This window comes from Clostridium oryzae, from assembly GCF_002029235.1.
In the GTDB taxonomy this organism is placed as follows: Bacteria; Bacillota; Clostridia; order Clostridiales; family Clostridiaceae; genus Clostridium_AE; species Clostridium_AE oryzae.
In genome coordinates this window covers 78870-92313 of the sequence record NZ_MZGV01000009.1, presented here as the reverse complement: position 1 = coordinate 92313, position 13444 = coordinate 78870, and the positions used below count along the sequence as shown (strand labels likewise).

Sequence of the window (13444 nt, the reverse complement as noted above, 5' to 3'; positions counted from 1 at the left end):
GTTATTTTTAATCAGGCGGGAATTTTAAAAATAGAATAAATATAGCAGCCTCCGGAAAGACTGCTACACCGCTATTTTACTAGTTTTAAAAGTTAGTTGACCTGGTCTTTGACCCCACACTCGCCTGCTGAAATGTTCGCTACCCGGTTTTATTCCTCTCACTACTAATTTTCTCGCTTTTCACGGCAGGACTTACTTCTAAGCCGCACCATGCTCATTAAACCTTTTGTCTAACTTACGTGGATCGTTTTGCCTGCGACTGGCATCGACTTTCAACCACAAACCTAACTTAATATCTATTATATCGTACTTTTAGCTACAGTCAATACTGTAACGGACTTTGCTCCCGCATCAACCAAAGCTTTAGAACAGTAAAAAGCAGTGGCTCCAGTAGTTACTACATCATCTACTAACAAAATATTTTTATTTTTTATAGCTTTAATTTCTCTGACTCCAAACGCACCCTTTAAGTTTTTCCAACGTTCGTTGCCGTCTAATCCTATCTGATCTGATTTAGTTTTATTTAAATATAAACAATCTACTGTCTTTTTATTTTCTGCATCTGATAGCTTTTTACATAAAAACTCGCTGGGATTATATCCTCTTCTGCCATATGCTTCTGCACTAGAAGGTACAAATGTAAAAAGTTCTTGATTAAGTTTCAACCTATCAAAAGTTTGACGCAGTAAGTCAACAAGCGCACTGCCTGCTCTAAAATCACATTTGTACTTTAACTTAATAATTAGTTCCTTTATAAGGATATCATAATAGCAACAACTATAAAATTGAACAAATAACTTTTCTCTGTAAAGTTTCACATTTAACAGTTCTAAGCATATATTTTTCCTACAGTTTATACATAGTTCATCACCATTTGAATAATTTCCACATATCACGCACTTTCCATCATCTCCATAAATCACTTCCAGCACACTGTCAAATAGATATTTTAAATATTTACTAATCCTAATTCCCATGCCTTTTTATTGAAATTTCTTATCAATTCTTTGCACCTTTCCATAGCTGTAGATATGTTCCTAGATAAGAATACGACTTCAGCATTCTCTCCATGCGGACTTTTAGAAGCCATTGCACACAAGTATACAAGTTTTTTATAATCAAAATACCTGTTTTCACTATCGTACACAATAAAATCCATATTTTCTTTTGCAGCTTCTAGTATATGCATAGAATTTGTTACTATTATCGCAGCTTCTAGTCTCTCTGTGCTTTTAAATTCATTCAAATCATCTAGATTATCTATTTTTACAATATGGAAGTGAGGATCATTATTAATTTCGATTAGATGTTGACATACTAGAAAATTTTTCTGCCTCGAAGACGTCAGGATTAATAGATTACGCTGTCTCATAATACTCCATTGTATATATTCATACATTATGTATGGAATTTCTTTTTCTAAATCCAGCCTGGTACTAACAAACCTAGGTTCATTGACAGGAACTCTTTTTTCTCTGAATATTATTTCAATGCATGGCGCATTCTTTAATATTACTTCTGTAGATCTTGCTATTATTCTGCTATCATATTTATAATACCTGGCTAATATATCCATAATTTCATATTTACTATAATTGGAATACTCCAGTACTTCATCGTATATAACTAGTCCGAAACTCTCTTCTAAAGATATTGCATAATTAAAACTAGTAACTATAATTTCTGCTTCCCGAGGAATTCTACTATTTATTTCATTATAAGCATAACAGCATTTATCAAACTGTTTCTTTTTCATCAACTTCATGAAATTGACATATCCATTTTCTGTTGCAGTTATATATAATATTCTTTTTCCATTGTTAATTTCAAAATCAATAAAAGGTAGAAATATATCGACTTCATCATACGGTAAACTCAAAATGTTTAGTACTCTTTTGTCACTATTAATCCAATCAGTAACTTTTTTCATTGTATCCTGTCTTATTTTACGAGAATTTTCTGTATGGAAAAGCATGCGAATCCTCCTATCTATTCTTCTGCATTATCTGAAACGACCTGTTCTATTCTCCACTTTAGTGACGAATACCTTTCAAAACTTCTGTTGTTAGTAATCATAAAATTGAGGGCCTTTATCGAACCTACAACAACCACAAGCTTTTTAGCCCTAGTTATACCTGTATATATAAGGTTCCTGTTCATTAACATTGGAGGTCCCATAAATGACGGAATTATAACCACTGGAAATTCGCTTCCTTGACTTTTATGTATGGTTATTGAATAGGCCAATTCAAGTTCATCCAGATATATGGAATCGTAAACTACTTGCCTCTCATCATCAAAAATCACAGTAACTGTATTCATTTTATTATCTATGCTGTCTATAAATCCTATATCCCCATTATATACGCCTAACCCCTCATTATCACCGTCATTATCATATTTGCCATTTCTATTTATTTTAATCCATTTCAGAGAATAATTATTTTTGGTTTGCATAACTTTATCTCCAACTCTAAATATCGTATCTCTGAATTCTCTTTCCTCCTTTTTTTCATCCTTTGCATTTAATATTTTCTGAAGTTCCTTGTTAAGATTGTAGACACCAAGAGTTCCTTTTCTCATAGGCGTAAGAATCTGCATATCCCTCAACCTATCCCAACTTTGATTAAACTTAGGAAGTCTTTTATTAATTAAATCTATGAGTGTATTTTTTATCTTCATAGGATCTTCTTCTCTTATAAAATAGAAGTCCTTGTCTTTCTCATTTAAAATTGGCATTTCCCCATTGTTTATTCTATGTGCATTTATTGTTATAAGACTGTTATTTGATTGCCTAAATATTTCATTAAGCTTCACAACTTTTATACTAGAGCTTTCAATTAAATCTCTAAGTACATTTCCTGCCCCCACTGATGGAAGCTGATCAACATCTCCTACAATTATAATTCTGGTTCCAAGCGCAATTGCCTGAAGCAAATTATTCATAAGCATTACATCAACCATAGAAGCCTCATCAATAATTATTACATCACACTCTAAAGGGCTATCTTCACCCTTTTCAAATACAGCGGTATCATCATCTCCATAGCCTAACTCCAATAGCCTGTGAATTGTCTTTGCTTCTCTGCCTGTAGCTTCAGTCATTCTCTTAGCTGCACGGCCTGTTGGTGCTCCCATCATAACCGTTAATCCTAACTCCTCGAATACATTTAAAATACAGTTAATTATAGTCGTTTTTCCCGTTCCTGGTCCTCCAGTAATTATTTCCACTCCATTATTTATTATTCCTGCTATAGCTTCTTTTTGAGTAGCAGCGAACTTAATACTGTTGTTATGTTCAAACTCTTCTATCTTCTTATCTATGTCAATTTCAAGCTTATCATAAGCGCTATAGCACATGGTCAATATCTTTTTAGTAATACTAAGTTCACAATAATAATACGGAAGTGTAAACACACAATCAGTACCATCTACTTTTTCAATTTTAATTTTTCCGTCTACGGCACTCTCAATAAGGTTCTTTTCTACATCTTCTCTTTTTACAGTTAGTATGTCCATACAGTTCTTAATAACTTTTTCTATAGGCATATATGTATTACCCATAGCACAAAATTCATTAATTACATATTTTATTCCACTTTGAATTCGAAATGGTGAATCCGTCTCTATACCCATACTTTTAGCTATTTTATCTGCTGTTTTAAAGCCTATACCCCTTATTTGTTCTGTTAATACGTAAGGATTATTCTTAACTATCTGTACAGATTCATTTCCAAACTTATTGTAAATTTTCACACATTGATTATTACTTATACCGTAACTTTGAAGAAATATTATTACATCCTTTACTTCTCTTTGCTTACAGTATGATTCATATATGATATCAAGCTTTTTATCTCCTATACCTTCTATATCCTTCAAAAGTTCAATATGGTTTTCTAATACATCAAGAGATTTCTCACCGAACTTTTCTACAATTTTTTTTGCAGTTACAGGTCCGATTCCAAAAATAACTCCCGATGCTAAATATGTTTCTATACCTTTTACTGTGGATGGTAATATCTCCTCGCAGCTATCAACCTTCAATTGACGTCCAAAATGTGGATGTAGCACCCATTCACCTTTTACACTTAGATTTTGTCCCTCATTAATATATGGTATTGTTCCAATAATCGTAATGGTCTCTTTACCAGTTTTAAGTTTTGCTACCACATACCCATTTTCTTCATTTTTAAATACTACTTCTTCCACTACACCTTGAATATCAGACATAAACCCTCCAGAACAAAAATATAAAATTTAAATAACAAATGTTATTTCCTGTATTTATAGAATACTCTAATATATTCTCAAACTCAATCCCTTATAATTATTACCACATTAATGTACTGATAGACTTTTAATATATACTTAAGAAAAAAACTGCCTTTATAAAATATAAAGACAGTCTTTTCACAGCTATTATAATAAAGCTTTTATCTTCTCTACCTTGTTAAGTTTTTCCCAAGGTATATCAATATCAGTTCTTCCAAAATGACCATATGCAGCTGTTTGCCTATATATAGGTCTTCTTAAATCCAGATTCTTAATAATAGCAGCTGGTCTCAAATCAAAAACTTTATTAATTATCTCTACTATTCTATCATCCGAGATTTTTCCTGTTCCAAAAGTATCAACTTCAATAGATACTGGTTTAGCTACTCCTATAGCGTAAGCTAATTCAATTTCAAGTTTATCTGCTAATCCTGCAGCGACAAGGTTTTTAGCAACCCATCTTGCAGCATATGCAGCTGAACGGTCAACCTTTGTTGGATCCTTTCCTGAGAAAGCTCCGCCTCCATGTCTTCCATATCCACCATAGGTATCAACTATTATTTTTCTGCCAGTAAGTCCAGTATCACCCTGTGGTCCACCTATGACAAATCGACCTGTAGGATTTATATAATATTTAGTATCTGCATCTAGTAATTCAGCTGGAACGATTGGTTTTATAACTTTTTCTATCATGTCCTTCTCTATCTGCTCATGAGTAGCCTCAGGTCCATGCTGTGTGGAAATTACAATTGCATCAATCCTAACTGGTTTGTTATCCTCATATTCTACTGTTACTTGAGTCTTACCGTCTGGACGTAGATAAGAAACCGTACCATCTTTTCTCACATTAGAAAGCTGTTTTGCAAGTTTATGAGCCATAGCTATAGGTAAAGGCATATATTCTGGTGTCTCATTTGTAGCATATCCAAACATCATACCTTGATCTCCAGCGCCAATAGCTTCTATAGCATCCATTTCGCCTTTTTTAGCTTCAAGAGCCTCATTAACTCCCATAGCTATATCTGCTGATTGTTCATCTATAGAAGTTAAAACAGAACATGTAGCTGCATCAAAGCCATATTTGGCTCTAGTATATCCTATTTCCTCTACGGTCTTTCTAACTACTTTCGGTATATCTACATAACAATTTGTTGATATCTCTCCCATTACCATTACCATACCTGTAGTAACGGTTGTTTCACAAGCTACCCTAGCATTAGGATCACTTTCAAGTATACTATCTAATATAGCATCTGAAATTTGATCACACATTTTATCTGGATGCCCTTCTGTAACTGATTCTGATGTAAATAATCTTTTCATAACACATCAAAACTATGCTTAAAAATATTATTTCAAGCCTAGTTCTTACTCTCTCCTTTCTCTTTACAAAAAATAAAAAAAAGCTCTTCGATAAGAAGAGGTGTTAACCTTCTCTCTTATCTTGCAGACTTTACTGCAGGAATTGGCACCATTGTGCTGTCACTGGTTGCCGGGTTTCATCGGGCCCTTTTCCCTCCGCCTCTCTTGATAAGAGTTATCATATATGATTTTATCAATTTCATATTACCATTGTATTATCATTATGTCAATATAAAATTGCGTAGTAATTTCTCGTAACTTCTGTTTATCCCCTCATAATTATATTGAAAGTATAAAGTTTTTCATTCTATATAAAAAAATTGGCAAAACCAAGTGCCGATTCCGGAGGGGGCCTATATCCTCCGGACCGGAGCTATCTATCTCACTCGTTGCCACTCGTAGATAGCTCGTTCAAGGCCATTTAGGCCTTGACCCCCTGCGGCGTCCGCTGCGCTTCCAGACCCTTTTGTAGGTCTCTGTGGGTACGTAAAGATTGTAAAACACATAATTTCCTTAAGACTAAAAAAAGTACCTATACATCGTATAGATACCTTTAGTATGGAGGAAGATGGATTCGAACCATCGAAGTCGGTGACAACAGATTTACAGTCTGCCCCCTTTGGCCGCTCGGGAATTCCTCCGAATGGAGCTGGCAATAGGAATCGAACCTACAACCTGCTGATTACAAGTCAGCTGCTCTACCGTTGAGCCATGCCAGCGTATTATATTAAATTATGGTGGGCACAACAGGGCTCGAACCTGTGACCCTCTGCTTGTAAGGCAGATGCTCTCCCAGCTGAGCTATGCGCCCATAATTTAGATGGAGGAAGATGGATTCGAACCATCGAAGTCGGTGACAACAGATTTACAGTCTGCCCCCTTTGGCCGCTCGGGAATTCCTCCATATGAAGCTGGCAATAGGAATCGAACCTACAACCTGCTGATTACAAGTCAGCTGCTCTACCGTTGAGCCATGCCAGCATTTATCTTTAACTGCGTTTCCCCGCAGTCGACAAAATATAGTATACATAGAACTACATAGTAATTCAACCATTAACATATATCATATAGGCTGATTATCATAATAATACTCGACATAAATACGTTTTTCTCTTATTTAACCCACTATTTATATTTTTTATTTTTCTATATAATTCTTTAGTTTATCCATATTTATATACTTTGATGCAACTTGTTGTAATTTATTATATTGACCATCACTCAATCTTTTCTTTAATAGTTTAAATGTCTTAATTATAGCTTCAACAGCATCCTCATCCTGTAAATATCCGTATACTTTACTATAATCTTGAGGGGATATTCCCTGAACTATCGAAATTATTTTGAGTTTATCAGCAAAACTAATCTCTTTTTGTATATTATAAATGCTTACTTTAAAAACAGCAGTACTATCAGGATACTCTTCACTTTTTTGAGTAGTCGTAAACATATTATCATATTTTTTTTTACTTTCTGATATTTTTTTATACTTTTTTTGATTTTTTCTTATAGCTGTTTTGTTTTTTTTCACTTTTGTCTTAATTTTTGTTTTAGTTTTAGTCTCTTCGAGATTTCTTTTTGTAATTTTATCTTTTATAATTACAGGCTTATTCTTGTTATTTGGTTTTACACTATATCCTTTATAATTATCCTGTTTAGGTAATTTAACCTTATCTGGTTTGTAACAGCTTATTATCAAGACCGTTAATAAAGTATATATTATTATTAAAAATGAGTATATTTTTCTTCTCAAAATCAAACCTCCATTTATAAGCTTTGATATAAATCTTCTATATTTCAATTCTTTCGCATTATCCATTTTTTTATTCTTAGAATACACTAAAAATTTAGTTAATAAAGACTACTACATCTCATATATATATATAGGGGGTGTTATCACTTGAATAAGGTTAAAGTTCACTACAAAGATTCTCTTGCCTATTATGAGTTAGCATTTTTCTTAAAACAACATTTAGACAAAGATAGTGTTATTGTTTGTATTGGTACAGATAGATGTATAGGTGATTGTTTAGGTCCAATGGTTGGAACCCTTTTACAAGAAAAACATTTCCCTTTACCTGTTTATGGAACAATATCAAAACCAATACATGCTTTGAATCTAAAAAAAGAACTTTCTCAGATAAATCATATGCATCCCAAAGCTAATTTAATAGGAATAGACGCATGCCTAGGAGATACCGATTCCATAGGTGAAATTCAAATACGCAATTATCCTATTCATCCTGGCAAAGGTGTTGGTAAATCACTTCCATTAGTCGGTGAGATATCCATAATAGGCATAGTTGATACAATTGAAAATAATGAACTTTTTTCAAATCGATCCATTAGACTGGATTTGATCATAAATATATCAAAAGTAATAGTAGATGCTCTTTTTTATGCTGTAAATATGAGCTCAAACTAAGTTTAATTATAGTATTTATTCCTATGAATGCTCGTTTGAAAGGTGTTTCCTAAAGAGTAAAAAAAAATAAAGGTGAATGAAAATTCACCTTTACTCATATAATTTATTTTACAAGTATTCAATTTATAGCTAATTATATAAGCCTGTTTCTAAGATGTCTAAATATTCTAAAGCCTCACCTGTTCCTATAGCTACACAGGATACAGCATTATCTGCAACACGAACCGGAACTTTTGTCCTTTGAGATATCAATTCATCAAGACCATGTAAAAGCGATCCTCCGCCAGTCATGACAATCCCTTTTTCCATTATATCAGCGGCCAATTCTGGTGGAGTCTTTTCTAATACAGAATGGGCACACTCAGCAATTTCCATTACAGTTTCATACAATGCATCACTAATTTCTTCAGAAGTTATTGTTATATTTTTAGGTAAACCTGTTATTAAATCTCTACCTCTAATGTCCATATAACTATCTTCTTCTCTCTTATATGCAGTACCTATATTTATTTTTAAATTTTCTGCAGTTCTTTCTCCAATCATAAGCTTGTGTTTTTTTCTTATGTACCTAATAATCGCTTCGTCGAATTTGTCTCCTGCTACTTTTATAGATGATCTTACCACCATACCATCAAGTGATATTACAGCTATATCTGTAGTACCTCCTCCTATATCTATTATCATGTTTCCGCTAGCCTTTGTTATATCAAGTCCGGACCCTATAGCTGCAGCTAAAGGTTCTTCAATTAAAAAGACTTTTTTGGCTCCGGCATTTACTGCTGCATCTTTAACTGCTCTCTTTTCTACTTCTGTGGCTTCACAGGGTACACAAGCCATCACTCTAGGTGCAGATATTTTTTTTCGTCCACAAGCCTTTCTAATAAAATGTTTAAGCATTTTCTCTGTTATGTCATAATCTGATATAACACCATCTCTTAATGGTCTTATAGCAATTATATTTCCAGGAGTCCTTCCTATCATCTGCCTTGCTTCTTCTCCTACAGCTAACACTCTATTAGTTTGTTTATCAATAGCAACAACTGATGGCTCTTTTAAAATTACTCCTTTACCCTTGATGTAGACTAGAACGGTAGCCGTTCCTAAATCTATTCCAATATCTGTACCCATACCAAAAAACCACATTACAAATTCACTCCCGACATTACAACATTTTATTTAAATTACTAAAAGATTACAAAATCCTCTTAATAATTATACTAGTAATGCCGTTAACCTTCAATAGCTTTATACTTCATCTTTGTAGCTTTTCCACCCCTTATATGTCTCTCTGCTTTATTTATATCTAATATAACCTTTGCTTGCTTTGCAATCATAGGATTAATTTTAGGCAATCTTTCTGTCATGTCTTTATGAATAGTACTTTTGCTTACGCCAAAAACTTTTGCAGTTTTTCTTATAGTTGCTTTCGAGTCAATTATATAGTTAGCAACTTCAAGTACTCTCTCTTCAATGTAGTCCTTCAACGTACTACCTCCTTATTTATCTATAATTTATAAATATGCAGCATGCTATTTTTAAATTACAGCTGCATATTTGAAACAAAATATTCTGTCACATTGTAGTTAAACATGTTAGTTTAACGAAATATTTCAATTAAGAATAACCATTTATATTAGCTAATGAGTTATTATAGTTTATACATACACCTAAATTATGCGTATGTATAAACTTATAAAAACTCTTTACTTGACCTTTAGTGCTAAAAGATATTTATCATAGGTTATTTTAATTTCAACACAATAAATTAATTGGATTTAAATGTCTTATAAGAAATATATCTGGCAGGATCTACATATTTACCATCTTTCATTACCTCAAAATGTAGATGATCTCCATACTTTTCATTGGTGTAGCTTCCTTGGGTCTTTCCAACTTCTCCAATTACTTCTCCTCTTTTAACTCTGTCACCAACTTTAAGTTTTATCTCATTCTTAAGATTTCCGTACACAGTTTTTAATCCATTTTGATGATCAACTATTATGTACTGACCTAATTCTGTTTCATCGTTTCCAATAGCAGTAACTTTTCCATCTAAAACAGCTGATACCTTACTTCCAAGTTTAGCGGATATTTCTATACCATTATCAGTTTTGTACGTTCCTATAGTTTCACATTTAATTAGACCAGTAGTATATTTTGTTGCAGTATTACTTCCAATAACAGGCCTAATAAATTTGTATTCCACACTTTTTCCTACAGGTGCTGTTGAACTTTTCTTTCCTTTATTTTTAGTATTAGATATATTTTTTTTAGTATTAGATTTCTTATTCACCTCTAGCGCATTTGGAATCTTAACTTTTTGGGTATCCGCTGAATTCTTTGCAATCTTTTTAGAATTCTGTTTCTGTGCAACTGATACTTTTTTATCAGCAACATATTTATTTCTTGTAGCTATGACTGCAACAGTAGCTACTATGCATAAGCAAACAAATAAGATTACATAGAATCCCTCCTTCTTAAAAAAGTTTGATGATTTTCTGAATAATTTTTTATCCATATGAACACCTCCATTTTGTAGTCTGTCCAAAGGTAGGCAAATAATACATATTTTTTATGAAAATGTTTCCTTATTTTGTGACTTAATTTGACATTTTTATAGGATGAGTGACCTCTGTCAACTGAAAAATGCCTCCATCAATCAATCATCCTTATGCTAACTCTATGCATTTAGTAACATTATTTTCTATATTATGATTTCTACATTTTAGTAGTTCACAAAATAAAAAACTTTCCAGGTTTAATTCATTAATTCTGGAAAGTTTGTATTTATTCATAGTTATATAATATTTTGTTGAAATTATTGCAGCTAAATTTATATCTTCACTATTAATTCATCATTTCTTATTTTCTTATTTAATCGTCATTAACTAATTTTTTTATTTCTACTCCAGTATAATAATGCTTAAGAATTTCTTCATAGTTCTTCCCCTCCTTAGCCATAATATTGGCTCCCCATTGACTCATTCCAACACCATGACCAGAACCTATACATTTTATCTTAACTTCGTTTCCTGCATATGTTATTGTAAAATTCGTTGATCTTAACCCTAACATAAATCTAAAATCAGTTCCCTTTATCGTTTCTTTTCTAAGTTTGATTTTTAGAACTCCTCCAGCTGAACTTCTTTTTAAAATATGTATGTCTTGACTAATTTGACTTTCTCTCACGTCTGCTTTAGGATATTTTGTATCTATAATTGTAGATAAGTTACTCTTAGTAAATAACTTAACAGTCTTGTAGTTATCTAACTTACTTTCTCCTGAGCTTTTTACACTCTTTAAATAGGGTACATTGGAGCCAAAAACGGCTTTTGCACTCTCCGTCCTTCCACTGCTCATAGCAAAATATTGAGGATTCATAACTAAATTATTTCTATAGGTAAGAACCTGACCTTTAGTTGCATTAACTGCATGTACAATTTTATTCCAAAGTTTATATCTGTCAGCTTTAGGCCATAACTTTAATCTTTGAGTCTTTCCGATATAAACTTGATTTTTAGTTGTATCGGTAACATCTGCCCCTTGTATCCCATTATTTATATTCTGATCTACTTTCATATGCGCTATTGCATAGGTTCTGGCTGCTACAGCTTGTGCTTTAAGGGCCTCATCGCTGAATCCTGCAGGCATCTCTCCGGATACTACTCCAACAACATAGTCTTCTATTTTAATTTTTTTAACTTTTTTTTGTTTTGCCAAATACACTCTTATTTTATCTCGCCTTATATCTATGCCATTAGCTTTTACATCTTTGTCTGATAATTTATACTCTTGAACCTTTTCAAGATTCTTTACATCACTAGAATCGTAGCCAGTAATATTGGTCATAATTGCTGCTACAGGCATCAGAATAACAATCAGTACAATAATAATAATTGCATACTTTAATTTTGTATTCATTGATACCATATTTACGTTTCTCATATACATACCCCATCCCAATTTTATAAATAATACAAGAAGATATATTCTAAATCAAATATCTTCAGATAATAAAAAATGGCATAATTATAATTATTCTTTCTACTAGAAATATATCTTTATTTCAGTAAAAAATCTAAATTGTAATTATGCAATTCATTATATATTAAATATACTCTTATAAAATTTAAATAGTCCTTTTTATTTCAGCACCAAGCTTTTTTAATTTTTTTTCTATTTCAACATATCCTCTATCAAGATGATAAATATCATTTACAGTAGTAATTCCGTCTGCTGCTAGTCCCGCAAGAATTAATGCAGCACCCGCTCTAAGATCACTTGCCTTTACTTCTGCTCCGCTAAGTTTTTCTATTCCCTCTACAATAGCTATTCTACCGTCTATTTTGATATTTGCTCCCATTCTTTTTAGTTCCGATGCATGCATAAATCTATTTTCAAACACGGTTTCAGTTATTAGACTCGTTCCAGGCACAGTGCACATAAGAGACATCATTTGTGCCTGCATATCAGTAGGGAATCCTGGGTATGGCATAGTTTTAATATCAACGGGACATAATTCCTCTGTAGCATTCACAATAATTCCATTGTCTGTCGTCTCCATGATAACCCCGCACTCTTTAAGCTTTGCAACAACTGGTTTTAAATGTTCTTGTTTTACTCCATTGATTTTTATTTTGCTTCTTGTAATAGCTGCAGCTACCATAAATGTACCTGCCTCTATTCTATCATATATAGGAGTATGTGTGGTTCCATGCAGACTATTAACGCCTATTATATTAATAGTATCTGTACCTGCTCCTATTATCTTACCGCCCATATAGTTTATAAAAGCAGCTAAATCCTCTATCTCTGGTTCAGCCGCTGCATTTTCAATTATGGTTTCACCTTCTGCAAATATAGCTGCCATTAAAATATTTTCTGTAGCCCCAACAGATGGAAAATCAAGATATACTCTATTTCCTTTTAATTTTGGTGCAGTAGCTTCAACATATCCATGTCCCTGAGTTATTGTTGCTCCTAACGCAGCAAGGCCTTTTAAATGAAGATCTATGGGCCTTGAGCCTATATTACATCCTCCAGGCAATGCTGTTTTAAATCTCCTAAATCTGGCTAGCATTGGACCCATAATAAAAAACGATGCTCTCATCTTTCCCACCAATTCTTTATTAGGTTCTATAGGCACCATATTTCTTGTATTAATATATATGTCATTACCATCAAACTCTATATCTGCTTTCATAGATCTAAGCAGGTTACATATTACATTAACATCCTCTAATCTAGGTGAATTTTTTATGCAGCATCTATCGCCGCAAAGTATGCTTGCTGCAATTATAGGCAGAACAGAATTCTTTGCAGTATCTATATTCACTTCTCCACTTAATTTATATCCACCTTTTACTACTATCTTTTCCATAT

The 13444-nt window shown here is 32.8% G+C and carries 11 protein-coding genes, 5 tRNA genes and 1 riboswitch; of the genes, 1 reads left to right on the top strand and 15 read right to left on the bottom strand.

Annotated elements, in window-relative coordinates:
- Positions 1–299: 299 nt before the first annotated feature.
- From CLORY_RS06220 to CLORY_RS06175, 10 genes are all read right to left on the bottom strand, one after another.
- Positions 300–977 carry a ComF family protein gene (locus CLORY_RS06220; protein WP_079422643.1) on the bottom strand — a complete coding sequence of 226 codons (678 nt, stop codon included), beginning with the start codon at positions 975–977 and terminating at the stop codon, positions 300–302.
- Positions 950–1975 carry a hypothetical protein gene (locus CLORY_RS06215; RefSeq protein WP_079422642.1) on the bottom strand — a complete coding sequence of 342 codons (1026 nt, stop codon included), beginning with the start codon at positions 1973–1975 and terminating at the stop codon, positions 950–952. Before CLORY_RS06215 ends, CLORY_RS06220 begins: the two co-directional genes overlap by 28 nt.
- Before the next feature lie 14 nt (positions 1976–1989).
- Complete coding sequence (gene recD2, locus CLORY_RS06210; RefSeq protein ID WP_079422641.1) at positions 1990–4233, bottom strand: SF1B family DNA helicase RecD2; 2244 nt, start codon at positions 4231–4233, stop codon at positions 1990–1992.
- 189 nt (positions 4234–4422) lie between these two features.
- Positions 4423–5598 carry a methionine adenosyltransferase gene (gene metK, locus CLORY_RS06205; protein WP_079422640.1) on the bottom strand — a complete coding sequence of 392 codons (1176 nt, stop codon included), beginning with the start codon at positions 5596–5598 and terminating at the stop codon, positions 4423–4425.
- Positions 5599–5711: 113 nt separating this feature from the next.
- Positions 5712–5812, bottom strand: a riboswitch (SAM riboswitch).
- Between the two features lie 384 nt (positions 5813–6196).
- Positions 6197–6278 (bottom strand) — tRNA-Tyr (locus tag CLORY_RS06200).
- Positions 6279–6281: 3 nt separating this feature from the next.
- Positions 6282–6356: transfer RNA gene (locus CLORY_RS06195), tRNA-Thr, on the bottom strand.
- 16 nt (positions 6357–6372) lie between these two features.
- Positions 6373–6448, bottom strand: a tRNA-Val gene (locus CLORY_RS06190).
- Positions 6449–6458: 10 nt separating this feature from the next.
- A tRNA-Tyr gene (locus tag CLORY_RS06185) sits at positions 6459–6540 on the bottom strand.
- Between the two features lie 6 nt (positions 6541–6546).
- Positions 6547–6618: transfer RNA gene (locus tag CLORY_RS06180), tRNA-Thr, on the bottom strand.
- 157 nt (positions 6619–6775) lie between these two features.
- On the bottom strand, positions 6776–7390 hold the full coding sequence (locus tag CLORY_RS06175) for a hypothetical protein (RefSeq protein WP_079422639.1): 615 nt from the start codon (positions 7388–7390) through the stop codon (positions 6776–6778).
- A 147-nt stretch (positions 7391–7537) separates the two neighbouring features.
- Between CLORY_RS06175 and yyaC the strand changes: the two genes are divergently transcribed.
- Positions 7538–8062, top strand: coding sequence for a spore protease YyaC (yyaC, locus tag CLORY_RS06170; RefSeq protein ID WP_079422638.1), 525 nt, complete (start codon positions 7538–7540; stop codon positions 8060–8062).
- A 129-nt stretch (positions 8063–8191) separates the two neighbouring features.
- On the opposite strand, the gene mreB is transcribed toward yyaC, so the two are convergent.
- The 5 genes from mreB to murA form a co-directional block, all read right to left on the bottom strand.
- Positions 8192–9205 (bottom strand): rod shape-determining protein, encoded by a 1014-nt coding sequence (gene mreB / locus CLORY_RS06165; protein ID WP_079422637.1) that lies wholly within the window; start codon positions 9203–9205, stop codon positions 8192–8194.
- 86 nt (positions 9206–9291) lie between these two features.
- Positions 9292–9546 carry a sporulation transcriptional regulator SpoIIID gene (gene spoIIID / locus CLORY_RS06160; protein WP_079422636.1) on the bottom strand — a complete coding sequence of 85 codons (255 nt, stop codon included), beginning with the start codon at positions 9544–9546 and terminating at the stop codon, positions 9292–9294.
- Positions 9547–9827: 281 nt separating this feature from the next.
- Positions 9828–10580, bottom strand: a complete 753-nt coding sequence (locus CLORY_RS06155; RefSeq protein ID WP_079422635.1) for a M23 family metallopeptidase — start codon at positions 10578–10580, stop codon at positions 9828–9830.
- A 356-nt stretch (positions 10581–10936) separates the two neighbouring features.
- Positions 10937–12007: a stage II sporulation protein D gene (gene spoIID, locus CLORY_RS06150; RefSeq protein WP_169911546.1), complete on the bottom strand. Its 1071-nt coding sequence runs from the start codon at positions 12005–12007 to the stop codon at positions 10937–10939.
- 184 nt (positions 12008–12191) lie between these two features.
- The gene (gene murA / locus CLORY_RS06145; RefSeq protein WP_079422633.1) at positions 12192–13442 is read right to left on the bottom strand and encodes a UDP-N-acetylglucosamine 1-carboxyvinyltransferase; all 1251 of its coding nucleotides are present in this window, start codon (positions 13440–13442) and stop codon (positions 12192–12194) included.
- Positions 13443–13444 lie beyond the last annotated feature (2 nt).

Coding starts and splice junctions, on each gene's coding strand:
- mreB (WP_079422637.1), bottom strand. CDS start 9,205: ATGTGGTTTTTTGGTATGGGTACAGATATTGGAATAGATTTAGGAACG.
- murA (WP_079422633.1), bottom strand. CDS start 13,442: ATGGAAAAGATAGTAGTAAAAGGTGGATATAAATTAAGTGGAGAAGTG.
- CLORY_RS06215 (WP_079422642.1), bottom strand. CDS start 1,975: ATGCTTTTCCATACAGAAAATTCTCGTAAAATAAGACAGGATACAATG.
- recD2 (WP_079422641.1), bottom strand. CDS start 4,233: ATGTCTGATATTCAAGGTGTAGTGGAAGAAGTAGTATTTAAAAATGAA.
- spoIID (WP_169911546.1), bottom strand. CDS start 12,007: ATGAGAAACGTAAATATGGTATCAATGAATACAAAATTAAAGTATGCA.
- CLORY_RS06220 (WP_079422643.1), bottom strand. CDS start 977: ATGGGAATTAGGATTAGTAAATATTTAAAATATCTATTTGACAGTGTG.
- CLORY_RS06155 (WP_079422635.1), bottom strand. CDS start 10,580: ATGGATAAAAAATTATTCAGAAAATCATCAAACTTTTTTAAGAAGGAG.
- metK (WP_079422640.1), bottom strand. CDS start 5,598: ATGAAAAGATTATTTACATCAGAATCAGTTACAGAAGGGCATCCAGAT.